We start from the raw sequence: 23,308 nt of genomic DNA, 5'->3' as shown, positions 1-23,308 counted from the left end.
GACTCTCTTTCAGGAACATGCCCATGAAACCCCTGCTGCATGCCTGGGCCGCTGCCTTGCTGTGTGCCTGCGCTGTCCAGGCCCAGGCCCAAAGCCATCTGCCGCCCGAGGCCGCCGTGCGCGAAGCCGTGGCCCGCTCTCCTGTCGTGCAGGCTGCCGACGCCGCGCAACGCGGCGCTGCGGCGCGCGCCCAGGCCCTGCGCGCCGGCCCGCATGAAACCGTGGTGCGTGCCAGCGGCCAGCGCCGCTGGGTGCACGACGGCTCGGGCCAGCGCTTTGCCGAAGGGCAGATCGCCATCGAGCGCCCGCTGCGCCTGGGCGGCAAGGCCGAATCCGATGCGCAGCTTGCCGAAGCGACCCAGGCCGCATCGCGCGTGGCGGCCCAGGATGTGCGGCACGAAGCCGCACGCCAGTTGCTGGCGCTGTGGTTTGCCGCACAGCGCGCAGGCCAGGCCCAGCAGACCGCCCGGGACAATGCCGACGCTGCCGCCGAACTGGCCCGCGTCACCGAACGCCGGCTGCGCGCAGGCGATGCCGCCAGGCTGGACGCCGAACTGGCCGCAGCCGAGCACGCGCGCATGCAGGCCGCGCTGGCAACGGCCCAGGCCGCGCACCAGGCGGCCCAGGCCGACCTGCAGGCGCGCTTTCCGGGCCTGGAGGCTGCCCGGGCGAAGGAGGGGGAGGCTGCGCCACCGCTGCTGGATCTGCCACCGCTGCCCGATCTGCCACCGCTGCCGCAGCAGTCACCGGCCCAGCTGCGCCTGCGCTACATAGAGCACAGCCACGAATACCTGCTGGCCCAGGCCGAGGAAACCCTGGCCCTGCGCCAGGCCCGCCGTGCCGATCTGGAGCGCCGGCCCGACCCCACCGTGGGCGTGTTCGCCACCAGTGAGCGAGGGGGCAGCGAGCGCATCGCAGGCGTCAGTCTGTCCGTGCCCCTGGGCTCGGTGCACCGCCAGGCCCAGGCCGACCAGGCCCTGGCCGATGCCGACGCCGCGCTGTCCCGTCGCCTGGCGGCCGAGCGCCGCCTGGGCGCGGAGTTCGACGTTCTCTGGAGCCTGCTGGCCGGCAAGCGTGCCGCCGCCCAGGCCCAGGCCCGCGCCGCCACGCTGCAGCAGGGCGCCGCCGACCGCGCACTGCGCGCCTACCGTGCCGGTGAATCGGGCCTGACCGAACTGCTGGCCGTGCGCCGCACCCTGGCCGAAGCGCTGCTGGCCGAACGCCTGGCCCGCAGCGAGGCGCTGGAGGGCGATAGCCGCCTGCGGCTGGATCTGCATGAGCTGTGGGATTTTGATGACTGAGCGAGCGAGCAGAAGCCGCTGCGGATTTCTCAGGCAACTCCAGACTTGCTCTGCGCCTGGCCCAGCGTCGCAATCAACTGCCCGTACATGGCATCCACGGCCGCCGAGCCCTGCGAGGCCTTGCTGCGCAGGGCCGACACTTCCATGGACACCAGCGGCGGCAGCTCGAAGCCGGCCGGCAGGTTCTGCAGCACCTGCAGGTGCGGCGGCACGCTGCAGCGCGTGAACACGGCCACGGCCAGGCCGCTTTCCACGGCGGCCAGCTGGCCGGCAAGGCTGGAGCTGTGATAGACCACGCGGTGCGCGCGCCGCTGGGCCGCCAGGCTGGACAGCGCCGCCGTGCGCGCCAGGCTGGCGGCCTCGTAGACGGCAATCGGCAGGGGATTCTTCCTCCACACCTCGTGCTGCGGCGCGCCCACCCAGACCAGGGGCTCGTGGAACAGCAGGCGCCCGCGCTGGGGCCTGTCGCGTGAGACCAGGGCCAGGTCCAGCGTGCCGCGCACCACCTGCGGGATCAGCGCGGTGGACTGCTCGCAGGTCAGCTCGATCTCCACGCCCTGGTAGCGGCCTGCAAAGCTGCGCAGCACGGGCGTCAGATAGGTGGATGCGTAGTCGTCCGGCACGCCCAGCCGCACGCGCCCGGACAGGTCGGGGCCGAACAGGGCCGCCTGCGCCTGGGCCTGCAGCTCCAGCATGCGCCGCGCATAGCCCAGCAGCTCCGCGCCTGCGGGCGTGAGCTGCAGATGGCGCGGGCCGCGCAGCAACACGGGTTGGCCCAGGGCGGTCTCCAGCTTCTTGATCTGCATGCTCACGGCGGCCTGTGATCGGTGCAGCAGCGGCGCGGCAGCCGAGAGCGAGCCCGCATCCACCACGGCCACCAGGGCACGCAGCCAGTCGATCTGCAGGTCAGGGTGGTTCACGGCACGCTCCATGGATTCGAATATCGAATACTAAACCTGCAAACTATTTGCTTTACGAGAATTTACTGCCACGAGACGATCGCGGCCATGCAAGATAGAACCCATTCCTTACAGGCCGCATCCGTAGCCTCCACCGCGCCCGCTCCCACGCCCGCACAAGCCGCTCCCACAGCGCAGGAGACACGCGGCCAGTGGCTGATGATCGCGGGCGGCGTGCTGCTGGGCACGGTCGGCATATTTGTGGAAGAGGCCCGCCAGCACCCGTTGGTCACCGTGCTGTTTCGCTGCGCCTTCGGCGCGCTGGCGCTGCTGGCCTGGGGGCTGGCCACCGGCCGCGTGCGGGAGTTGCGCGTGCGCGGCAGGAGCTGGCCGGTGGTGGTGGCCACGGGCCTCCTCATGGTGCTGAACTGGGCGCTGTTCTTTGCGGCCATACCGCTGACCTCCATTGGCGTGGCCACCATCGTGTTCCACATCCAGCCGGTGTGGATCATGCTGTTCGGCACCCTGGTGCTGCGCGAGGCCGTGGCGCCACGGCAGGTGGCGGCCATGCTGGCGGCGTTGCTGGGACTGGTGTTGGCCACGGGGCTGCTGGGTGGCGATGCGGCGGCCTGGGGGCCGGACCATGTGTCCGGGCTGCTGATGTGCCTGGCCGGCTCGCTGTGCTATGCGGCCGTGACCATCCTGGCCAAGACCGAGAAAGTGGTCACGCCGTTTGCGCTGGCCTGGTGGCAGTGCGCGGTCGGCACTGTGCTGCTGCTGTGGGTGCCGCTGGTTCATGGCTGGCCGCAGGCGCCGTCGTCCTGGGCGTGGCTGGCCGGGCTGGGCGTGCTGCACACCGGCCTGGCCTACGCCATCCTTTTTGCAGGCATGGCGCGCCTCACGCTGGGCCGCATCGCCGTGCTGCAGTACGTCTATCCGTTGACGGCCATCGTGCTGGACTGGGCCGTCTACGGGCGTGCGCTGGGCGCGGTGCAACTGGCCGGTGTGGGCCTGATGGCCGGGGCACTGCTCGTGGTCAAGGCCCGACAGCTGCGATGAGCCGTGCGGGCGATGAGCCGTGCGGGCCTTGTGCGCAGGGCCTACTCCTTGCCCAGCGCCTTGTACTGCTCGTACAGCTCGTCGGCCAGCCGGCGCAGGGCGCGGCCTATGGCGGCGTACTCGTACTCGTTGAGGTTGGCCAGCGAGGCACGACCGGAAGGGCGGTCGGACCCGAAGCCCCGGCCCGGCAGCAGCACGATGCCGGTCTCGTCCGCCACGCGGAACAGCATGTCGCCCGTGGACGACTGCTGCACCGCCCATTGCGAGAAGGCCTCGCCGTAGAGCCGGCAGGTGACGTTCTGCAGGTCGATCAGCGTGTAGTAGTTGACCGAGTTGGGATTTTCCAGCGGGGGCATGCCCAGCTCGCGGTACAGCGTGGCCTCGCGGCGGCGGATCAGTTGCTTGAGGGCCTGCTTGTAGGCGTCCGCTTCATCCATGAGCGCAAACAGCGAGAACAGCACCATCTGCACCTGCTGCGGCGTGGACAGGCCGGCCGTGTGGTTCAGCGCCACCACGCGGCTGTCGGCCACCAGGCGGTCTATGAACTTGAGCGAGCGCACATCGGGCAGCAGCGAGCGGTAGCGGTGGTCCAGCGCCTTCTTGGCGGACTCGGGCAACTGCGCCAGCGCATGGTCGAACACGTTGTCCTTGTGTGCCGCGATCACGCCCAGGCGCCAGCCCGTGGCCCCGAAATACTTGGAGAACGAATACACCAGCAGCGTGTTCTGGGGGCAGACCGAGAACAGGGACTGGAATTCATCGGCAAAAGTGCCGTAGACATCGTCGGTGAGGATCAGCAGGTCGGGCCGCTGCTCGGCCACGATGGCGCGCACGCGGTCCAGGCTGCGCTGGTCCATCTTCACGGACGGCGGGTTGCTGGGGTTCACGCAGAAGAAGATCTTGACGTCCGGGTCCTTGAGCTTGTCCAGCTCGGCGTCGGAGTACTGCCAGCCATTGTCGGGGTCCGCGTGTATAGGCACTTCCTTGAGGTCGTACTGCGCCAGTTCGGGGATCTCGATATACGGCGTGAACACCGGCATGCCGATGGCCACCTTGTCGCCGGCCTTGAGCAGGCCGCTGATGCGCAGGCTCTCGAAGATATAGGCCATGGCCGCCGTGCCGCCCTCGACAGCGAACAGGTCCACCGACTCGGGTGGCACGGCGCCGCCTGCCATCTCGCGCACGATGTACTGGCGCACGACCTGCTCGCTCACGGTGAGCATGCGCGGCGGCACGGGGTAGTTGCAGCCCAGGATGCCGTCCACCATCTCATGCAGGAAGGCGGCGGGGTCCAGCCCCAGCTGGTCGCGCACATAGCTCAGCGACTTGCCCAGGAACTTCACGCCCTCCTGGTCGCGGTGCTCGGCGATGAAGCGCTCGAAGCGCCCCTCGATGCCGTCGAGCTTGGCCAGCCCGCCCACGCCCACCGTCATGTAGGAGTACGACAGCTCCGACTCCGCCGCCGCGAACAGACCCAGCCGGAAGAACGCCCGGCGCGGCGTGGTCGCCAGGAAGTTGGGATTGCCGCGCCCCGCATTGAGCATGAGGCGGTTGGCCTTGCCCGAGGCCACCTTGATCAGTTCGTCCTTGAGTTCGAACGGGCTCAAATTCGCCAGACTCCGATAATCCTTGCTCATTGCGCAGCTCCTTGTGATGGTCCTTGGTGGTCCTTGGGGATCGGTCAGGGGTGATCAGGGGTGATCAGGCAAAGGCGATGACCAGCGGCCCCAGCAATGTGAGGAACACATTGGCCAGCGCATAGGTGATCGCAAACGGTGCCGTGGGAATCGAGTTGCCGGCCTTGTCCAGAATCTCGCCAAACGCCGGGTTGGCGCTGCGCGCCCCGGACAGCGAGCCCGCGAACACGGCCACGTTGTCATAGCGCAGCACGTACTTGCCGAACAGCATGGCGATCAGCAGCGGCACGATGGTCACCACCACGCCCAGCAGGAACAGCGTCAGGCCCTGCTGCATCACCGTGGTCACGGCCTGCTGGCCCGACTGCAGGCCCACCATGGCCACGAAGCCGGCCAGGCCCAGGTCGCGCAGCAGCGTGGAGGCGGCCGTGGGCATGTTGCCGAAGGTGTGCTTGCGGCTGCGCCACCAGCCGAACAGCAGGCCCGCCAGCAGGGCGCCGCCGCCGCTGCCCAGCGTGATGGGAATGGAGCCCAGGCGCAGCACCAGCAGCCCGATCAGCAGGCCCACCGTGATGCCCAGGCCATGGAAGACAAAGTCCGTCTTGTCGCTGGGCACGATGATGGGGCCCACCGACTGCGCAGCCTTCTGCACATCCTGCGGCGTGCCGAACAGCGTCACCACATCGCCCGGCATGACCATGGTGGCCGGCGCAATCGGCACCGGCGTGCCCGCGCGCATCAGCGCCACCGCGTACACGCCGTGCTTGAACTCCTGCGACAGGCTGTCCAGGATGTCCTTCACGCTGCGGTTCAGGTACTGGTTGTTGGAGATGGCCACGTCGCGCCGCACCATCACCACGTCCATGCCCTCGGCGCCCTGCAGTTCCTCGCCCACCGAGGCGCCCAGCGCCACCACGGCCGCACGCCGGCCCACCAGCAAGATGATGTCGCCGGCCTCCAGAGCCAGGCTGCCGTCCACGCCCACCAGCGCGTTTTTGCGCTGTATGCGCTCCACCGTCACCGTGCCGCCGTTGGCGGTGGCGCTGGCCTCCAGCTCCGCTACGGTGCGGCCTGCCTGTCCCACGCGGAAAATGCGGCCCACCAGATCCGGCACGGCCGGTGACTCGCCGGTTCCGTACACGCGCACGCCCTTGAGCAGCTCCTGCTCGGCCTGGATCGCGTCCTCGCGGATATTGCGGCCCGTCAGCCACTGCAGCACGTTCACGCACATGATGATGGCGCCGAAGGAGCCGAAGATATAGGTCACCGCATAGCCGATGGCCACGTTGGCCTGCATGCGCTGCACCTCGTCGGGCGCCAGCCCCAGCTTCTCGATGGCCGAGCCCGCCGTGCCGATGATGGCCGACTGCGTCAGCCCGCCCGCCGCCAGCCCCGCCGCCAGCCCCTTGTCCAGATGGAACACCCGGGCGATCACCACCACCGTGACCAGCCCCGACACGGCCACCACCAGGGCCATCAGGATCTCCTTGACCGACTGCCGCCCCAGCGAGCGGAAGAACTGCGGCCCGCTCTCGAAGCCCACGGCATAGATGAACAGCGCGAACAGCACCGCCTTGATGCCCGAATCAATGGTCACCCCCACCTGGCTGATCAGCACCGCCGCCAGCAGCGACCCCGCCACGCCCCCCAGCTGGAACGACCCGAACCTGAACTTGCCCACCCAGTAACCGAGCGCCAAGGCCGCAAACAGCGCGATTTCCGGAGCCTGATGAAAGATGCTTCTGAGAAAGTCCACAGCCACCTCTGCTTCTGGGTTGAGGTCCACGGCGGCGCAAGGCAACGGAAGCTGCTGCCCCGGGAGGGCAGGGGGCATTGCGTGCGCGTGGACTGGGAAACGGCGAGTCGCTATTGGAAATAGCTATCGAAAATACTTCTGCACAAATGATTGTGACCAAGAAATATTCAATCGAATATGGCTATTTCATTGGCTTCTTTTGGTCAATCCTTGTTGAGAACAGAGCCACTATTCACGACAAAGACCAACGGCAATGTAGGACTGCGCCGTCAGCAAAAGCGGATACATATACAGGTCTGCCTTGCATGCAGGCCATGGGCGCCAGTTTTCGGATGAAATCTATTGGCGGCGAGATGAATTCATCAATTACGCATCTCGCGACCAGATGAGGTGGAGCTCTCCATCCACAAAACCGGCGCTCACCGCTTGCGACTGGCGCAGCCGAAGAGCTCCTGCCGCTTCCGAGGCCACGTAGGAGCCAAGCAGTTTCCTGGCAGCAGCAAGTCCCTTCTCCCACTCGCTTCCCACGACTTCGTGCGGCAACTCGAAGTGAGGGTCGTCGGACATGAATATGTCATCGCACGCTCAGTCCGGGTCCTGCGGGGCGTAGGTCGGGCAGCCCACAATCTGGAGCTCGTGCGATGTGGGCGAGTCATACAGATTGAAGTGAAATGCTGCGATTCCTTCTGGCAGATCGCCGGAAAGTGTTTCGTCGACCCATTGGGAAAATTGCTTTTCAATTGCTTTCATGGTTTCAATATTCTGATGCAATGTGGATCAAAAAATCTTTCCATCATATAGGGAAGTCTGAAAGAAAGAATTGATTTGCATGCTTCAAAAAATATCCGGCTCCGGCACAGCCCGCCCAAAGCCCGTCTCCAGAAAATCAAAATCGCATCCCTCATTGGCCTGCAGGATATGGCGGCCGAACAGCCAGCCATAGCCGCGCTCGTAGCGCGCGGGCGGGGGCGTCCATGCGGCGCGGCGGGTGGCGAGTTCTGAGTCGCTGACTTCCAGGTGGATGCGGCGGGCGGGCACGTCCACCGTGATGCGGTCGCCCGTGCGCACCAGGGCCAGCGGCCCGCCCACGGCGGATTCGGGTGAGCAATGCAGCAGGCAGCCGCCGTAGCTGGTGCCGCTCATGCGGGCGTCGGACAGGCGCAGCATGTCTTTCACGCCTTGCTTCAGCAGCCTGGTGGGAATGGGCAGCATGCCCCATTCGGGCATGCCCGCGCCCTTGGGGCCGGCGTTGCGCAGCACCAGGATGTCTTCGCCGTTCACATCGAGATGGGGGTCGTCCACGGCCTGCTTGAGGCTGGGGTAGTCGTCGAACACCAGGGCGCGCCCCGTATGGCGCAGCAGGTGCGGGGCGCAGGCGCTGGGCTTGATGACCACGCCGTCCGGCGCCAGGTTGCCGCGCAGCACGGCCAGCGCCCCTTCGGCGTAGATGGGGCGGGACAGGGGGCGGATCACGTCGTCCTGGTGGACCTGGCTGCCCGCAATGTTCTCGCCCAGGGTCTTGCCGTTGACCGTCATGGCCCCGGTGTCCAGATGCGGGCGGATACGTTCCAGCAGGGCGCGCAGGCCGCCTGCATAGAAGAAGTCCTCCATCAGATAGCGGTCGCCGCTGGGCCGGATGTTGGCGATCACGGGCACGCGGCGGCTGAAGGCGTCGAAGTCATCGAGGCTGACCGGATGGCCCGCGCGCCGCGACATGGCGATCAGGTGAATGATGGCGTTGGTGGAGCAGCCCATGGCCATGGCGCAGGCAATGCCGTTCTCGAAATGCGCACGCGTGAGCATGCGGGCGGGCGTGAGGTCTTCCCACACCATCTGCACGATGCGGCGGCCGCAGTCGGTGCTCATGCGGATGTGGTTGGCGTCGGCGGCCGGAATGGACGAAGCGCCCGGCAGCGCCAGGCCCACGGCCTCGGCAATGCCCATCATGGTGGCCGCCGTGCCCATGGTCATGCAGGTGCCGTGGCTGCGGGCAATGCCGGCTTCCATCTCGCGCCAGGCCTGCTCATCCAGCCGGCCGGCGCGGCGTTCGTCCCAGAACTTGAAGGCGTCCGAGCCCGAGCCCAGCACCTGCCCCTTCCAGTTGCCGCGCAGCATGGGGCCGGCCGGCAGGTAGATGAAGGGAAGGCCCATGGAGATCGCCCCCATGGTCAGCCCCGGCGTGGTCTTGTCGCAGCCGCCCATGAGCACGGCGCCATCCACCGGGTGGCTGCGCAGCAGCTCCTCCGTCTCCATGGCCAGGAAGTTGCGATAGACCATGGTCGTGGGCTTGACCATGCTTTCCGACAGCGAGATGGCTGGCAGCTCCAGCGGAAAGCCGCCCGCCTGCAGCACGCCGCGCTTGACGTCTTCCACGCGCTGCCTGAAGTGGGCATGGCATTGGTTGGCATCGCTCCAGGTGTTGACGATGGCGATCACGGGCTTGCCCATCCAGTCCTCGTAGCCATAGCCCATCTGCAGCACGCGCGAGCGGTGGCCGAAGGAGCGGAAATCATCGGGAGCAAACCAGCGTGCGCTGCGCAGGGATTCGGGGGAACGTGTCATGGTTGTGGGGCTCCTCGGTAGCTGCCGGCGGTGGATGCGGGCCCTGGTGGGTTCGCGGCCAGCGGCCCTTTCCTGAAGCGCGCCGCCGCCGCATCCAGCCCGTCGCGCAGCAAGAGCGTGTCCAGCGCCACGGCCACGAACTGCGCGCCCAGCTCCAGGCATTCGCGCGCCCGTGCCTCGTCCACCATCAGGATCCCCGGCGCCTTGCCGCAGGCGCGGATGCGGGCGATGGCCTGGTCGATGGCCCGGTTCACCACAGGGTGGCGCGCCTGGCCCGGATAGCCCAGGCTGGCCGACAGGTCGGCGGGGCCGATGAAGATGCCGTCCACGCCATCGACGGCCGCAATCGCCTCTATCTGCTCCAGCGCCTCGGCCGTCTCCACCTGCACCAGCAGGCACAGCTCGTCGGCCGCACGTGCCACATAGTCGGCCGTGCGCCCGAAGTTGGCTGCGCGAGTGGAACCGCCCATGCCGCGCATGCCCTGGGGTGCATAGCGCATGGCGCGCACGGCATCCCGCGCTTGCTGCGCGTTCTGCACAAAGGGCAGCAGCAGGGACTGGGCGCCCAGGTCCAGGTAGCGCTTGATCAGCACCGCATCGTTGCAGGCGGGCCGCACCACGGCATGCACGGGCAGGGCGCCCGGTGCGGGCAGGGCGGCGGCCACGGCCTGCAGCTGGCCCAGCATCAGCGGCACGTCGGTGGGCGTGTGCTCGGTATCGAGCAGCACCCAGTCGTAGCCCGCGCCGCCGATCATCTCGCAGACAAAGGGGGAGGGAATGGTGGACCACAGTCCGATCTGCGGGCGGGCTTCGCGCAGCGCGCGCTTGAACGTATTGGCGGGCAGCATGCTCATGGGGGCTCTCCTGAAGCTGTTCATTGGACCTGGATGTTTCCCTTGCGCACCACCTCGCTCCATCGCGCCACCTCGGCGGCGATGAAGCTGGCGGCCTGGCCGGGCAGGCCCGGCGTGGGCTCGTTGCTCATGGCGGCCAGGCGGGCCACCACCTCGGGTTCGGCCAGGAGGGACTGGCAGGCCTGGTTGAGCCGCTCCACCACATCGGCCGGCATGCCCGGCGGCCCCGCCAGGCTGGTCCATGAATAGTTGACGACCTGCGGCTGGCCGGCCTCGGCCATGGTGGGCACATCTGGCAGGGCCGCCAGGCGCCGCTCGCCTGCCACGGCCAGCGCACGCAGCTTGCCCGCCTGCGCAAAGCCCACGGCCGAGGTGGCGGGCACGAACAGCAGGTCTGCCTGGCCGCCCATCACATCGGTCATGGCGGGCACATCGCCCTTGTAGGGAACGTTGTTGAAGCTCACGCCGGCCGCCTGGCGCAGCAGCTCCGTCGTCACATGGCTGGACGAGCCAATGCCCGTCAGCGCCACATTCACCGTGCCGGGGCTGGCCTGGGCCAGGGCCACCACATCGGCCACCGAAGCGACCTTCAGCCTGGGCGAGGCCAGCAGCAGCATGGGCACGCGCCCCAGCATGGCAATGTGCGTGAAATCCCGCCGCGCGTCGTACTTCACGTTGGAATTGACCAGCTGGTTGATGGCATGCGTGCCCGGCCCGCCAATCACCAGCGTGTAGCCATCGGCCCGCGCCCGCGCCACGGCCTCGGAGGCCAGCGAGCCATTCACGCCGGGCCGGTTCTCCACCACCACGGGCTGGCCCAGGCGCTGCGACAGGCGCTCTCCCACCAGCCGGCCCACCACATCGGTCTGGCCACCGGGAGGGAAGGGAATCACCAGCGTGATCGGCCTGACCGGCCAGGCAGCCTGGGCGTGTGCCGGGGTCAGCATCGAGGCCGGAGCCAGGGCCGCAGCCAGCAGGCGCGCCATGGCGCTGCGGCGGTTGGAGAGCGAAGGGCGCATGGTGGTCTCCTCTTGAATGATTGCGCAATCATTTCAAGCAAAGGCAGCGCTCTCCATTCGGACGTACGAGGGGAAACAATCAGACCGTGCTGATGGACGTCATCGTTAACATGACCGCGCAATCATCCTCAAGCCGCCTCTCCATCGCCATTCCAGGCAAAGGCCTCGCATGACCCTCCGCACCCTGCGCAACGCCACTGCGCCCACGCTCAAGGACCTGGCCCGCATTGCCGGCGTGTCGCCCATCACCGCCTCGCGCGCGCTGCACCGGCCTGAACTGGTGGCCGAGGCCACGCGGCTGCGCGTGGCGCAGGCCGTGGAGCAATCAGGCTACGTGCCCAACTCCCTGGCGGGCGGGCTGACCTCGCGCCAGACGCGGCTGGTGGCGGCCATCGTGCCCTCGGTGGGGCACTCGCTGTTTTCCGACATGCTCGATGCGCTCATCCACACCCTGGCCGCGCAGCGCTATGAAACCACGCTGGGCATCTCCAGCTATGACCCGGAGCATGAGGAAACCTGGCTGGCCGCCATGCTCAGCCGCCGCCCGGACGGCATCGTGCTCACCGGCACCGAGCACACGGCCCGCACGCGGCGCCTGCTGGTCAATGCCGACGTGCCGGTGGTCGAACTCTGGGACTACCAGCCCCATCCGCTGGACATGGTGGTCGGCTTCTCGCAGGAAGACGCGGGCCGCGCAGCCTTCCGCCACCTGGCCGCCTGCGGCTACCGGCGCCCGGCCATCCTGCGCGCCGACGACAGCCGCGCCGCCCGCCGCGCCCTGGGCTTCACCCGCGCCGCCGCGGAAGCCGGTGCCCCGGTTCCTGCGCAAATCGTCTTCTCGGAAGCCATCCCCCAATCCGGCCGTGGCCGCGATGCCCTGAACGCCCTGCGCGCCCAAGCACCGGAGGCCGATGCCGTCTTCTGCAGCTCCGATGCGCTGGCGCAAGGCGTGCTCTCCCACGCCCACGCGCTGGGCCTGCGCATGCCAGAGGAATTCGGCGTGCTGGGCTTTGGCGACCAGGCCCTGGCGCTGGACGCCTGGCCCGCCCTGTCCACCGTGCGCGTGGACGGCGCCGCCATCGGCCGCCTGGGCGCAGAGGCGCTGATTGCGCGCATGGCCGGTGGCGTGGCGGCGGCCGCGCAGGATGTGGGGTTTGAGGTGGTGGGGAGGGGGAGTACGCGGGGGCACCAGGCTGCGCGCTGAGCGCCAGCGTGAGGCGATGGCCGGGCAGCGGCAGGAAGACCGGCTTTATCTCAGTATCAGCAAGGCGCCGCGCTAGTCCATAACCGGGCCCCAGCCCACGCCCAGCAGGCCGGCGCCCAGTACCAGCCAATGCTCGCCGGGAAGGCCGGGCCGGATCCTGTTCCCCTGCCATGAGCGCGGGCGCCAGGGCGACGGCGGTCCGGCCCGGGCGCCTGCGCCAAGGGTAGGCGTATTACGACGCACAGGAAGGCGTTGGCCCGATGGCTGTACCGAGGGCCACACCGCATCCTGAAGGCGTTACGGACCAAAGCCCCACCATGAACACAGAACTGCTGGACCCCCCACGTACCGAGCTGGCCGCTGGCGCAGGCACGCTTGAGCCTTCTTTCCTGCATGTGCCGCTCTACGAGCGCCTGGCCAACCATCTGCCCACCGAACAGGAGCGCGAGGCTGCTGCGGACTTCCTGCACGGCGTGATCGCCGAGACCTCTGCCGATGCCGATGGCCTGCCGGACAACCCGGAGCACCTGACCGACTGGATGCGTGCCAATGTCGAAAAAGTGCACGCCCAGTACCAGGCATACCTGGCAGAGCGCAAGGCGGGTGCGGCACGCCGCTATTTCGGCAACCGCGCCCATGCGCTGTACTTCCTGCGCAATGTGGCACCTACCAAGCTGGTGGACGGTTCCTGGCTCTACGGCCTGTGCGCTCACGCGGGCAACTCACGCATGTCGGACCTGGTCACCACCTATGTGGAAGAACTGGGCGACGGCATGGCCGACAAGAACCACGTCAAGCTCTACCGGGAGCTGCTGGCCAGGTATGGCCTTGATCCCGTGGAGGATCTGCCCGACGAACTGTACCGGCAGGGGCTGGTACAGCTGGCGCTGGGCTGGAATGCGCAGCAGTTCCTGCCCGAGATCGTGGGATTCAACCTGGGCTATGAGCAATTGCCGCTGCACCTGCTCATCACCGCCTACGAACTCAATGAGCTGGGAATAGATCCCTACTACTTCACGCTGCATGTCACCGTGGACAACGCCGACACCGGCCATGCCCGGCGCGCCTGCATTGCCGCCTGGGAGAACGCGCCGCGCATTGACGATGGCGGCGAATACTGGCGCCGCGTACGCGCGGGCGCCCGGCTGGCAGACACAGGCACCAGCACGCTGGACGTGATCAGGTCCTTCGACATCGAAGCTGAGGTGGTGCGCATCCTGGCGCGCAAATCGCCTTCCGGGCATGGCGCGCACTCGGACTTCTGCAAGGTGGCCGGCCGCAGCGTCAATGACTGGCTGTCCCGTCCGCAGGACATGCCTGCCTTCCTGGGCGCGCTGGAGCAGGCACGCTGGATACAACGCAACCGGCCTGCGGAGGAAAGCCGCTTCTGGCAGCTGCTGCAGGGCGAGCGGGCAGAGATGTTCGGTGTTTTCTCTCCCTATGAGCTGCAAGTCATTCATGACTGGCTGCGTGGGCCGGCCAGTGCGGATGGCGCCTCCTTCGAATCCGTGGCCGAGCCCGGCAAACCGGCGCGGCGCATGAGCTTTCGCGTGGCCGAGCGCCTGCGCACATCCCGTGGCGCGCGGCCGGACCCGGGCCGCAGCGCGCAGGAACTGGACACCGACCTGATGCTCTTCGAGCAGCGCTACCCCACGCTCGATCCAGCGGCCCAGCATGAGTTGCTGGTACAGGCCATGTCACCGGGCCTGCACTGGACGCCCCTGGGCCTGCGCGCCACCCGCCTGTTCCTGGGCCGGTAGGCTATTCGACCCTCTTTACCTACCCGGGAAAAATCATCTGGTCATTGGGCAAGACGGGCTTGCTCCTTGACCCATTCCCGGCTTTTGCCGCGCACACACCATTCTGAGTTTTTGACCCAGTCCATAGAATCTTTATTTGGGTGACCTTCTAGAATATTACAGTGTGTATATCCGAGTTGGGGCATGGCGTAGTACTGCAAAGGTAGTATTGCAAAAAATCCGACAGCGGCAAAAAATATATTGACGCAAGTGGAAGAGAGGAGAATGCATTCCACCTTTTTAAGTGTTTGCTTTCTGAAAGGAATTGCGTTGGCAATAACTGCCACTATCAATGTCAATGGGATTGCCCAGAAGGAGCCTATCATTGGAGATAGCGGTGTTATTCTAACGACTGGTGAAAGATTAAAGAGATCTAGAGTCTCCGGTATAACAATTTCACGGATAAGGTACAAATCGACAATAAGCAGCGCTATGGCAAAAGGAATAACCCAAATAGCATTTTTTCTGTTCTGCTTGACGCGATATTGCATTGTGTACTCCTGGTTGCTAATTTTTGCTGCTGTTTCTGCGCGGCAAGACTGCTTGGTCGTCGATCAATAAAATTGAGCCAATTTCAGTAAATATAGTAACTGCAGCCGTTGCGTTCAAAAGAGTACGGCTGCCTTATTTCCCCAAACGAGCTTGCTCATTGACCCATTCCCGGCTTTTGCCACGCACACACCAATCCGGATTCTTTACCCAGTCCGTGAAATATATGGTGGGATGATCTTCCAGAATGTTGCAGCGGGTATAGCCCAGTTTTGGCATGGAATAGTATTGAAAAGGCGTAATTGCAAAAATACAAAAAAACATAATAAAAACTCCAACGGCTATGGCGGATAAAAAAATACGCGTTGGGATTTTCATGGCGTCTTCTGTACAAGGGACTGATTTTTGTATTGCAATGATAATTCCTGTGATTGAAATTATTGGCACACACAACGCAATTGGATCAAATGGTGTGATTCTTACTGATGGTGCGAGTTTATTCAAATCATTTACGGTTTCGCATAGGGAATAGAAAATACTCCAAATTGACATTGCTAGAAGCAGCAGAAAAAGTGGAATACTCCATATTAGTGATTTTCTGATTTCGGTTAGATTTCTTTTGTCCATTTTAAGACTCATCAATTTTTGCGATTGATAGGGGATGGAATATTGTTAGGAAATAAAATTTTTTATTACCCAATGTTTATCGATTCTATTTAAATCTACCTCGGTAGAGGGAGCCATTAAGGCAATGGCTGCGCGTTTCGGGTCCAGTACCCGCTTCATGCCACCGCTATTCGCTGCCCCCACCGCTGCTAAAGACTGGGCCTAGCGTTTGCGTGGAAGCGTAGTGATTTCTGGGGAGCCGCGAGGAGTTGTTCTGACACACATGCAACCACACTACGCGGATAGGTCAGAAAGATGTAGGCCTTGTGATCTGCACTTTTTGTTTATGGATTTAGCTCGGTGCTACCGCCTAGAAGGGCTTGCTCATTAACCCACTCCCTGCTTTTGCCGCGTACGCACCAGTCAGGGTTTTTCACCCAGTCTGAAAAATAAATATTTGGATGGCCTTCTAATATATTGCAGCGTGTATATCCTAATCTTGGCATGGCGTAATACTGAAAAGGTGTAACAACAAGAAGGCAGAAGAGCATGATTCCTCCGCCTGTGATGACAGAAATCGCAAGAATGCGCTCTGAGATTATTTGAGTGCCTGCTCTGCAGGGGATTGCTTTTTGTATCACCGATACAAGTATCGCAAGTCCCATTATCGGGAAATATACCCCTACCAAATCACCAGGTGTGATTCTTACCGAGGGCGCTGAATTCTTTAAATCGGCGATTGTTTTTAGAAATGAATGTTCTGTATTCCAAATTGAGAAAACCAAAACAAATAGAATTGATGGAATTCCATATATCAATGATTTTCTGACATCGACTAGGTTGTTTGTTTCCATTTCGATATCCATCAATCTCTCCGGCTGATAGGGAGTGCCAGATTGTCTGGTTACATCCAAAGATTAGATTTTGCTATTTATTCTTTCATGGGTGTCGCCTAATTAATCGAGGCAATGACGGTGGCACTGGTTTCCCATAGGCACCAAGGCAATCGGCTTTAAAATGAAAACACCTTGAATGCCATTTCATAAAACTCGATGAGATGAGTTATTTGGAAAGACGGGATTGCTCATTCACCCATTCCCGGCTTTTGCCACGCACACACCAGGCGGGATTCTTTACCCAGTCTGTAAAATAAATAGTGGGGTGGTCTTCCAGAATATTGCAGCGTGTATAGCCTAATTTTGGCATGGCATAGTATTGCAAAGGAGTTATTACAAGAAGACAAGTAATCATGATAACTACTCCCGTGATTGTGGTAATCGTGAAAATACGCTCTGAGATTTTCAGAATACTTGATTTGCAAGGAATTGATTTTTGTACAAGAAAAATAATTCCTGTGATTGACATTATTGGGAAATACGCCACAAGCAAACTGGATGGTGTAATTCTTACGGATGGAGCGGAATTTTTTAGATCAATTATTGTGTTTAGAAATGAATATTTTATGCTCCATATTGATAGTGCTGAAACCAATAGAAGGGAAGGAATGCCATGGATTAAAGATCTTCTGAATTCAGTCAAGCTATTTTTCTCCATCTTGGTATGTATTAGCATCTTCGATTTATGGGGCATAGTTGATTTTCAGATGCTTTAGATGGATTGGTGAATTCAATTTTTGTTTTTTCAAGTTTTTCACTGAATTCTTCCATGCTAACATTGACGCGATATAGTCCCGAAGGTGTACTATTTGTTAACATTTTTAATGCACTAATTACATTTCTCTTAATTTCAAAAAATTTATCGGTTTCATTTAAGACTATTCCGCTCACAAACACGGCTAACGCCATGAAAGTCAAAGGCAAAATAGCAAGAGTTGTTGCGCTGGCAGCAAACGCTCCTCCTATGCTGATACCGACCATCGTCGCCAACCCAGCCTTGACCGCCTCCACTCCAATCCCTCCAACCAGGTCATGCATGGTCTTCTCGTCGTTGAAGATGAAATCCAATGTCTCCACGCCGATACCCACGACCAAGCTCAAGATGAAGCCCCCTCTGGCCACGCCCTGAAGGCCGCGCATGCCCAGGCCCATCTGGACCATGCGGGGATTGGTGGTGAGAAAGCGCGTGCCCTGCAGCAGATTGCCGCGAAACCCGGCTCGGCCCGTGATGATGATATAGGTGCCCTTGGGAGTCGCCTTGACATAGGTGCGCGCACCGGCAAGGCGCAATGCAATCAGCGTTCTGGTGAGCAGGTACGCGTCATTGGCCAACATGGAGGCGGGGATGGTCCAGGGTTTGCCGGCATTGGGGCTGGCCGTCTGCGTCCAATACCGGCCCAGGGCGCTTTGGGCCAGGATGGCGCGCAGGTTGGCCTCCAGGCGCGGGTCATTGCGCGACCTGTCTTGCAGGACGCCTAGGAACTCTTGCGGCGTGAGCACCACCACGTCCACCTGCTGACTGTCCATGGCACGGGTGATCTGCCTGTTGAAGGCCTTTTCATAGCTGATATACGGGCGGGTGAGATCTGTGGATGTTGCCATGGCCTGCAAGCGAATGGTTAATGGAATGAATAAGGAAATGGCGGTTTGCCAAATGCCAGAAAAATCACGAACGCAGGCCTCCCATCAGGCCTGTGATGAATCAGGCCCGATCAGGTATCGGAGTGGGAATCACGCGTTCGTAATCATCCCCAAGGCCAATGTCAATCAGTGGCCCGGGTATTCCTTTGGGGTAGACCTGCTATTTGATTTCTTGGGTATCTGGAAGTCAAGCAGAAAGGCAGGGGATTGATTATTTTCAGATTATTCCGAGATGCATGCCTTGCGTGCAGGCGATATGGGTCTTGGAATGGGGAAGAGGGCGGTGATAAAGCCCTGCCAGTCAGGGCTGCCATTTGCCCCGGTGGACGCAGGCCAGCTGGCACCGTCGTGCTGCCGGCCTTTGCGGCCACAGGCACGGCGCCGTGGCGATACGGACATGAAGACCTGGTACAAGGAAACCGCGCGCAGCGGGCTGGCGGTCCCTATCATCGAGTGCTGCGCGGGCACGGCGGCGCGGCCCCACCGCAACGGCCAGGGGCCATGATCCAGCCCGTTCACAACCTTGTACATCCATGACAGCCGGTGAAAGATTGAAGGCCTGGGCACGACGCATCAAGCGCGATGGCGTCACCCTGTGGTTTGCCTGCAAGAGCCCCAAGACGCCCTGGTACGCCAAGGCCCTGGGCGCCTTTGTGGTCGCCTACGCCCTGAGCCCCATCGATCTGATCCCCGACTTCATCCCCGTGCTGGGCTATGTGGATGACGTCCTGCTGCTGCCCGCGCTGATCTGGCTCACCGTGCGGCTGCTTCCCCCGGCCGTGTTGGCCGACAGCCGCCAGCAGGCCGAGGCCTGGATGCAGACCCAAGGCTGCAAGCCCCGAAGCCGTGCTGGAGTCGCCCTGGTGGTAGGCGTCTGGCTATGCGTTTGCGTGGGGGCCTTCCTTGCGTTCCGAGGGCGCTGGGGTCTTTGAGCGCGGCGCTTCGCCGGGCTGAGCTGCGGCGGGTGGGCAATACAAGGATGCGGGAGCTGCGCCTGAGCGCTGTATCATCTCGCCCAGGTGCTGAACACACCTTCACAGGCGGTCACGCCACACTCCCGAAAGCAGTTGGACGTACTCACAGGAGGCCTTATGGCTGCTTTCCTTGCGGGCGTATCAATGCCCGAACCCTCTCCCCATCCATGGCATGGCTCCGTGCTTCTGGCGCATGAGCATTCCTTTGTTTCAGCCGCCAAGCGTGCTCATTGAGGAGTTGCCATGCTGTACTTTCAACTTTCCGAGCCGGAGTACAACAGCCTGCGGCGCGTGCAGGATCAGTTGGGGCTGATTTCCAGTTTGATCATTGGCGCCTACCCGGGGCATGCCTTGGAACCGGTGACTCCTGGGCAATTGCTGGCGTTTATTCAGGCGCAGGAAGAGGCGCTTGAGGGGGTGATGGGGGGAGTGAGTGAGCGCGGTGTAGTGCGGGGGATGGATTGACTGGGTGCTGTGCTGGGAGGCCATGCATGATATGCGTGGCCTTTCTGGGTGGTTTGGGGCTGCTAGCGGGGTTTGGAGCATGTGGACCGTCAGTCTCTTGAGGACTGCTCTCGGCCAAAAGGAGCCCGTCGAAGGCATCCTGGAAATCAGGGGCGATTCACTGACCGTTTTGAGGTGCTCAAGACGATCTGCCGGTTGTTTCCAGTACCCGCTCTCCCAGATCATCTTGTGAGCCCTATTAAGTCACTTCGATTTCTTGATCAAATAGCTGCTGACCGAGGCGCACAGGCCAACTACGAGCTCTGCCTCTTCGAAAGACGGCTCACGCCCTTCCTGGATGTGCCGCCCGAACTCCGAGGCATACGCCCAGGTTTTGATGACAGCCTGATCCAATGGCGCTGGAATCAGAGTTCGGGAATCATTCATTATCTTCCCGAGGGTCGCTTGTTGGTCGCCAGTGACCTGCCGCGCGACGCACTCAAGCGAAGCCATGGCATGCTGTATCGCCCCCGTCGGGTCTGGAGACGGTCGGCGTGAAAGATCAGCAATCGCTTGGTGTAATTCCTTGCTCGCCGTGACGTGCCCATGTTGATGCTCAGTTTCTTTCGCCGAGGTCAAAACCTGTTCAAAGGATTCAGAGCCACGGATTTCGATGCGACCACCCAGCAGCTTCCACCCTATGCCGTGCTCAATGAAGAACTCGTTCAGCTCTGTAGTGAAGTGCTCGTACACGCCAGAGTCATAGTTATGGTTGCCGAGGTAATCATCGAGCTGCTCAATGACGTCATACACCTTGAACCACTTGCACTGCCCAAGCCGCTGAACGTTTTCCTCGTGGATGTTCGGCCTCTCACTCCAGTTCTGCTTGTCGGGCAAGACCTTCAATGTCTGGCAGATGATTTTGCGCAGATCTGATGGCTTGAGACCACATTCATAGCTCAATTGAATCAGATACTCCTGCAGCGCTTGCGGTGCGTCTTCCCGGATAGTGATTTCGGCTTCATCGACCTGCGAGAAACCGTTACGCCGTGAAAATGAGTCTTTCATCCTTATCCTCCGTCTCACCTAGTCCACTGGTAAATCGCCATAGCAATGTGGCTCGATAATGCCTGAAAACCCGGGCTTGGGATAGGTGACGAGAACCGACGCTTGACCTGGCCTGAGACTGCGCACTCACCCGCAGCTGTCCATTCAAGCCGCGAGCTTTGAGAAGCGGCCTCAGTTCTTGCCCGAGCTACGAGTGAAGGGTGTCGCCAGGGTGTGTGATTCAAAGCCCCCACTGGCCGCTTTGGGTTGTGAATTCAATCGATCGATGCAACACAATGACTGCACCTAGCGCAAGGAGTTGCGGTCTCCTGTGAAGGTCTGCTTTCCGGACGCTTCTGCGAGCGGCGAACGACCGCAACGGGTCGAAAGCAGACCATCTAAAAAATCAATTCCCATCCCCAACCCCAGCCATCTCCCGAGTCCCCCGACACCCCGCACCAAACGCCGAGCATCCCCAAAATGCCTTCCCAGCCGCAGGCCCTCGCTTGGCAACCCGCTGAACCATGGCTTTTCCGCATTGAGGGCAGCCGGGTATTGGAGAAGCAGCCGGTTGCACTGTGTCAAAAGCAGGCTCCGTCTTGACGGGCTCGACCACAGGCACAGGGCTCGCCAAAGGTGCAGAAGTCCGAGTCTTGATGGCTGAAGCCGCTCCTGTCTGGGCCTTTGCTTCCTTCAGCAATTTCATGAGCGCGGCGCCGTCCATGAGGTGGATATTCCTCCCTGCAGCAAACGCCACAGCTTCCTGAGTGAACCGGCCAGAAGTCACCACAAAGCCGGCAGCGGCCCCATCGGCCGCCATGACGCCATATAGCTCGCGCACCGTGGAAACGCCCACCTTGAAGGCTTTCCACTGCTTGCATTGCACCAGTGTCTTTTCGCCATCCTTCGAGAGGACCAGGTCCACGCCACCATCGGGCCCGCCGCCACCGGTTTCCTTGACGCTGTAGCCGCGCCGCCGAAATCCCTCACCCACCAGCGTTTCGAACTCCCGCCATGACATGTTCTGCAGCGCATCCGCGCTGGAGCTGGCCGAGGTGGTTTCGAACAATTGGCTGCGGCGGCGCTTGCGCACGGCGGAAATGGCCGCGCCGGCCAAGCAGATGAGGGGCAGGATGTATTGGCCCCCGATAGCCAGGCCTTGCCAGATGGCGGTGGTGGCCAATTGGCCGATTTGCTGCGGGCTTTGTGCTGCAGGCAGGGGACGGATGGCAATGGAGTGCAGCATCATGTAACTGGTGAGTGCCAATGCAATGCCGGCCCACCAGGGCAGCATGGCGATCAGATCCATGAGGTCTTCTGCCGTGCTGGTCTTTCGTTTTCTTGCCACTCCCGCTCCTCCATCGTTCAAATTGCCAAACATTTTGCAACATTTATGGGCTAGGCGAATTCCTGTGCCAATGAGTGCGGTGAAATCAAGAGAAATTGACACTGGTGGTATCTTCTGGCTGGCGATGAATGTGTGCAATGCGCTATTGATTGCGTAGCAGGTTGCGTATGCCTGGTCTACGAAATTCCTTGCCTTGTCATTTGGGGCAATGGATTGATCGTGCTCATTGCCATGGGTCGCGCAGGGGACAGGCGCCATTGGGTGTGAGAGAGCAGTCCGGCGGCTGTCCTTATCCCCAGTGCTGTATGAATTTGTGTCACTTGTTTGGGGGACATACAGGGCCATGGTGGCTACCTAGCATCCGGTCGACTGGAGCGCAAAAGCAGGGCGGGCGATGACTGCAGTGCGGTCATTTCTTCAACGCCGCCGCTTGTTTGCACACCGATTCGAGGCCGAATCCGGCCTTTCACCATCAGGAGCCTTCGCCATGTCCGACCCTGCAAATTCAACGAATGCATTCACACCGTCTGCCGATATCTACAAGGGAATCTCGGTTCTCAGTTCAGAGGACTGGATCGGGCTGACGACGTTCTTCGAGTCTGCAGTCACCGACAACCCGACCACCACGGAGCTGATGCGCGCCATGCTGGGCATGCAGAAGCAGGATGCTTTCAGGCCGGAGTTTTCCGAAGCGGTGGAGCTGTTCGTCACGCTCAAGGGTGTCGGCCAGAAGTTCAAGGCCGATGTGCAGGACAAGATGCTGACCCTTGCCGACGATATCGTTCAGTACAACGATGTGGCGGCAACCACCTATGAACGGCTGATCGAGCTGGTGGACCGATTCGATCTGGAGGGGGCACCCACCCCATCGGCGGAGCCGGCGGTGGAAGCCAAGTGGAAGGCCCTGGTCAAGGTTTGGGAAAGCGATACGCCCAGCGGGCGGTCGGAGCAGATCAAGCGCAATTTCAGCAGCGCGCTGGAGCAGTTGATTGAAGACGCCAATGCGCGATCGGTGCGTGCCTTCGCGCTGCAGAACTCCATTCTTGACAACGGCAACGGAATACTGATGCGCCTGAATGCCTGCAAGACCGCATTCAATGGACAAAAGCAGAAGTTCACGACCACGCTGGGCGCCGAGGGTGCTGCCAACCAGAAGCTGAAGGCCGCAGTGGAGAAGCTGGAGAACGACTTGAAGGCCCTGCGCCGCAAGGAAAAGGATGAAGTCATCGTGCTGTCCACTTCTCCGGCCTATCTGGCCATTCCGCTTTTCGGGCCGCTGATTCTGGCGGGGGTGGATATCGGTGTGGGTGCGGACCTTGCGGTCACGCGAAGGAAGATTGCCGAGAAGGTGGATGAGGTGAGAACCATCCAGGCCACGATGGCTACGAACGAGCGCTTCATCGGCTACTACAACCGAAGCAATGATCGCTTTGACAGCATCAGCAAGAGCATCGAAGACCTGGGTCCCAAGCTCAAGACGCTGGGCGAGGCATGGCGTGCGATTTCTGCCGATCTGGGCAACATACACAAGGTCTTGAGCACCACCGGCCGCAAGTCCCTGCAAGGGGAAAACTGGTTCAGCCTGACGGTGGTGCTGGGCACGGCCAAGAAGGGCTGGGCGCGTGTCGCCGGGCAGGCAGACCATTTCCGCCGTTTCGGCGGCACGCCGAAGAAGGCACAGAGCGTGGACCAACTGGTGGAGCTTGCCAGCAAGAAGGCAGCCTGAGTGGTCTGCTCCGGCCTTTGTCCAATCGCTGCACAGGTGCAGTGCCT

At 62.1% G+C, this 23,308-nt stretch carries 21 protein-coding genes; 7 read left to right on the top strand and 14 right to left on the bottom strand.

All coding sequences use genetic code 11. The annotated features are described in order from the left end of the window. The first annotated feature begins 23 nt into the window (after positions 1-23). Positions 24-1,301, top strand: a complete 1,278-nt coding sequence (locus tag DACI_RS19640) for a TolC family protein (RefSeq protein ID WP_043782024.1) — start codon at positions 24-26, stop codon at positions 1,299-1,301. Positions 1,302-1,330: 29 nt separating this feature from the next. Here DACI_RS19640 and DACI_RS19635 read toward each other — a convergent pair whose 3' ends face one another. Then, positions 1,331-2,233, bottom strand: coding sequence for a LysR family transcriptional regulator (locus tag DACI_RS19635; protein ID WP_012205741.1), 903 nt, complete (start codon positions 2,231-2,233; stop codon positions 1,331-1,333). A 75-nt stretch (positions 2,234-2,308) separates the two neighbouring features. Between DACI_RS19635 and DACI_RS19630 the strand changes: the two genes are divergently transcribed. Next, positions 2,309-3,259, top strand: coding sequence for a DMT family transporter (locus DACI_RS19630; RefSeq protein WP_012205740.1), 951 nt, complete (start codon positions 2,309-2,311; stop codon positions 3,257-3,259). 41 nt (positions 3,260-3,300) lie between these two features. On the opposite strand, the gene DACI_RS19625 is transcribed toward DACI_RS19630, so the two are convergent. From DACI_RS19625 to DACI_RS19600, 7 genes are all read right to left on the bottom strand, one after another. Next, positions 3,301-4,896, bottom strand: a complete 1,596-nt coding sequence (locus DACI_RS19625) for a bifunctional aspartate transaminase/aspartate 4-decarboxylase (protein ID WP_012205739.1) — start codon at positions 4,894-4,896, stop codon at positions 3,301-3,303. Positions 4,897-4,960: 64 nt separating this feature from the next. Beyond that, a complete protein-coding gene (gene aspT, locus DACI_RS19620) occupies positions 4,961-6,652 on the bottom strand; it encodes an aspartate-alanine antiporter (protein ID WP_192812294.1) in 1,692 nt (563 codons plus the stop codon). Between the two features lie 366 nt (positions 6,653-7,018). Further along, positions 7,019-7,219, bottom strand: a complete 201-nt coding sequence (locus DACI_RS32600; RefSeq protein ID WP_225970967.1) for a hypothetical protein — start codon at positions 7,217-7,219, stop codon at positions 7,019-7,021. An 18-nt stretch (positions 7,220-7,237) separates the two neighbouring features. Continuing rightward, on the bottom strand, positions 7,238-7,402 hold the full coding sequence (locus DACI_RS32595) for a hypothetical protein (protein WP_225970966.1): 165 nt from the start codon (positions 7,400-7,402) through the stop codon (positions 7,238-7,240). Between the two features lie 84 nt (positions 7,403-7,486). Next, a complete protein-coding gene (gene araD, locus DACI_RS19610; protein WP_012205737.1) occupies positions 7,487-9,214 on the bottom strand; it encodes an L-arabinonate dehydratase in 1,728 nt (575 codons plus the stop codon). Continuing rightward, positions 9,211-10,068, bottom strand: coding sequence for an HpcH/HpaI aldolase family protein (locus tag DACI_RS19605; RefSeq protein ID WP_043782019.1), 858 nt, complete (start codon positions 10,066-10,068; stop codon positions 9,211-9,213). The genes araD and DACI_RS19605 overlap by 4 nt, the downstream gene beginning before the upstream one ends. Before the next feature lie 20 nt (positions 10,069-10,088). After that, complete coding sequence (locus DACI_RS19600) at positions 10,089-11,087, bottom strand: Bug family tripartite tricarboxylate transporter substrate binding protein (RefSeq protein WP_012205735.1); 999 nt, start codon at positions 11,085-11,087, stop codon at positions 10,089-10,091. Between the two features lie 169 nt (positions 11,088-11,256). Between DACI_RS19600 and DACI_RS19595 the strand changes: the two genes are divergently transcribed. Both DACI_RS19595 and DACI_RS19590 read left to right on the top strand, forming a co-directional pair. Next, positions 11,257-12,291 (top strand): LacI family DNA-binding transcriptional regulator, encoded by a 1,035-nt coding sequence (locus DACI_RS19595; RefSeq protein ID WP_012205734.1) that lies wholly within the window; start codon positions 11,257-11,259, stop codon positions 12,289-12,291. Between the two features lie 317 nt (positions 12,292-12,608). Further along, positions 12,609-14,051, top strand: a complete 1,443-nt coding sequence (locus DACI_RS19590) for an iron-containing redox enzyme family protein (RefSeq protein WP_043782015.1) — start codon at positions 12,609-12,611, stop codon at positions 14,049-14,051. A 41-nt stretch (positions 14,052-14,092) separates the two neighbouring features. On the opposite strand, the gene DACI_RS32170 is transcribed toward DACI_RS19590, so the two are convergent. The 4 genes from DACI_RS32170 to DACI_RS19585 all read right to left on the bottom strand — a co-directional run bounded on the left by DACI_RS32170 (position 14,093) and on the right by DACI_RS19585 (position 17,683). Next, the gene (locus tag DACI_RS32170) at positions 14,093-14,581 is read right to left on the bottom strand and encodes a hypothetical protein (protein WP_157059686.1); all 489 of its coding nucleotides are present in this window, start codon (positions 14,579-14,581) and stop codon (positions 14,093-14,095) included. A 133-nt stretch (positions 14,582-14,714) separates the two neighbouring features. Continuing rightward, entirely contained in the window at positions 14,715-15,206 is a 492-nt protein-coding gene (locus DACI_RS32165) for a hypothetical protein (RefSeq protein ID WP_157059685.1), read from the bottom strand. Between the two features lie 323 nt (positions 15,207-15,529). After that, complete coding sequence (locus DACI_RS32590; RefSeq protein WP_225970965.1) at positions 15,530-16,051, bottom strand: hypothetical protein; 522 nt, start codon at positions 16,049-16,051, stop codon at positions 15,530-15,532. A 699-nt stretch (positions 16,052-16,750) separates the two neighbouring features. Beyond that, positions 16,751-17,683: a hypothetical protein gene (locus DACI_RS19585; protein WP_012205727.1), complete on the bottom strand. Its 933-nt coding sequence runs from the start codon at positions 17,681-17,683 to the stop codon at positions 16,751-16,753. Positions 17,684-18,255: 572 nt separating this feature from the next. Between DACI_RS19585 and DACI_RS19580 the strand changes: the two genes are divergently transcribed. Continuing rightward, on the top strand, positions 18,256-18,654 hold the full coding sequence (locus DACI_RS19580) for a YkvA family protein (RefSeq protein WP_012205726.1): 399 nt from the start codon (positions 18,256-18,258) through the stop codon (positions 18,652-18,654). A 285-nt stretch (positions 18,655-18,939) separates the two neighbouring features. After that, the gene (locus tag DACI_RS19575; RefSeq protein WP_043782013.1) at positions 18,940-19,161 is read left to right on the top strand and encodes a hypothetical protein; all 222 of its coding nucleotides are present in this window, start codon (positions 18,940-18,942) and stop codon (positions 19,159-19,161) included. Between the two features lie 243 nt (positions 19,162-19,404). Here the strand turns inward: DACI_RS19575 and DACI_RS19570 are convergent, their stop codons facing one another. Both DACI_RS19570 and DACI_RS19565 read right to left on the bottom strand, forming a co-directional pair. Beyond that, entirely contained in the window at positions 19,405-20,208 is an 804-nt protein-coding gene (locus DACI_RS19570) for an AbiJ-NTD4 domain-containing protein (RefSeq protein WP_012205725.1), read from the bottom strand. 385 nt (positions 20,209-20,593) lie between these two features. Beyond that, positions 20,594-21,535 (bottom strand): restriction endonuclease, encoded by a 942-nt coding sequence (locus DACI_RS19565; protein WP_012205724.1) that lies wholly within the window; start codon positions 21,533-21,535, stop codon positions 20,594-20,596. A gap of 394 nt (positions 21,536-21,929) precedes the next feature. On the opposite strand from DACI_RS19565, the gene DACI_RS19560 reads away from it, so the two are divergent. After that, positions 21,930-23,261: an alpha-xenorhabdolysin family binary toxin subunit A gene (locus tag DACI_RS19560; protein ID WP_225970964.1), complete on the top strand. Its 1,332-nt coding sequence runs from the start codon at positions 21,930-21,932 to the stop codon at positions 23,259-23,261. Positions 23,262-23,308: the final 47 nt, after the last annotated feature.

This window comes from Delftia acidovorans SPH-1, from assembly GCF_000018665.1.
In the GTDB taxonomy this organism is placed as follows: Bacteria; Pseudomonadota; Gammaproteobacteria; order Burkholderiales; family Burkholderiaceae_C; genus Comamonas; species Comamonas acidovorans.
This window is presented reverse-complemented; position numbering and strand designations above follow the sequence as displayed.

Coding starts and splice junctions, on each gene's coding strand:
- DACI_RS19560 (WP_225970964.1), top strand. CDS start 21,930: ATGACTGCAGTGCGGTCATTTCTTCAACGCCGCCGCTTGTTTGCACAC.
- DACI_RS19640 (WP_043782024.1), top strand. CDS start 24: ATGAAACCCCTGCTGCATGCCTGGGCCGCTGCCTTGCTGTGTGCCTGC.
- DACI_RS19570 (WP_012205725.1), bottom strand. CDS start 20,208: ATGAAAGACTCATTTTCACGGCGTAACGGTTTCTCGCAGGTCGATGAA.
- DACI_RS19590 (WP_043782015.1), top strand. CDS start 12,609: ATGAACACAGAACTGCTGGACCCCCCACGTACCGAGCTGGCCGCTGGC.
- araD (WP_012205737.1), bottom strand. CDS start 9,214: ATGACACGTTCCCCCGAATCCCTGCGCAGCGCACGCTGGTTTGCTCCC.
- DACI_RS32170 (WP_157059686.1), bottom strand. CDS start 14,581: ATGCAATATCGCGTCAAGCAGAACAGAAAAAATGCTATTTGGGTTATT.
- DACI_RS19630 (WP_012205740.1), top strand. CDS start 2,309: ATGCAAGATAGAACCCATTCCTTACAGGCCGCATCCGTAGCCTCCACC.
- DACI_RS19585 (WP_012205727.1), bottom strand. CDS start 17,683: ATGGCAACATCCACAGATCTCACCCGCCCGTATATCAGCTATGAAAAG.
- DACI_RS19595 (WP_012205734.1), top strand. CDS start 11,257: ATGACCCTCCGCACCCTGCGCAACGCCACTGCGCCCACGCTCAAGGAC.
- DACI_RS19580 (WP_012205726.1), top strand. CDS start 18,256: ATGACAGCCGGTGAAAGATTGAAGGCCTGGGCACGACGCATCAAGCGC.
- DACI_RS19600 (WP_012205735.1), bottom strand. CDS start 11,087: ATGCGCCCTTCGCTCTCCAACCGCCGCAGCGCCATGGCGCGCCTGCTG.
- DACI_RS32590 (WP_225970965.1), bottom strand. CDS start 16,051: ATGGATATCGAAATGGAAACAAACAACCTAGTCGATGTCAGAAAATCA.
- DACI_RS32600 (WP_225970967.1), bottom strand. CDS start 7,219: ATGTCCGACGACCCTCACTTCGAGTTGCCGCACGAAGTCGTGGGAAGC.
- DACI_RS32595 (WP_225970966.1), bottom strand. CDS start 7,402: ATGAAAGCAATTGAAAAGCAATTTTCCCAATGGGTCGACGAAACACTT.
- DACI_RS19605 (WP_043782019.1), bottom strand. CDS start 10,068: ATGAGCATGCTGCCCGCCAATACGTTCAAGCGCGCGCTGCGCGAAGCC.
- DACI_RS32165 (WP_157059685.1), bottom strand. CDS start 15,206: ATGGACAAAAGAAATCTAACCGAAATCAGAAAATCACTAATATGGAGT.
- DACI_RS19575 (WP_043782013.1), top strand. CDS start 18,940: ATGCTGTACTTTCAACTTTCCGAGCCGGAGTACAACAGCCTGCGGCGC.
- DACI_RS19625 (WP_012205739.1), bottom strand. CDS start 4,896: ATGAGCAAGGATTATCGGAGTCTGGCGAATTTGAGCCCGTTCGAACTC.
- DACI_RS19635 (WP_012205741.1), bottom strand. CDS start 2,233: ATGGAGCGTGCCGTGAACCACCCTGACCTGCAGATCGACTGGCTGCGT.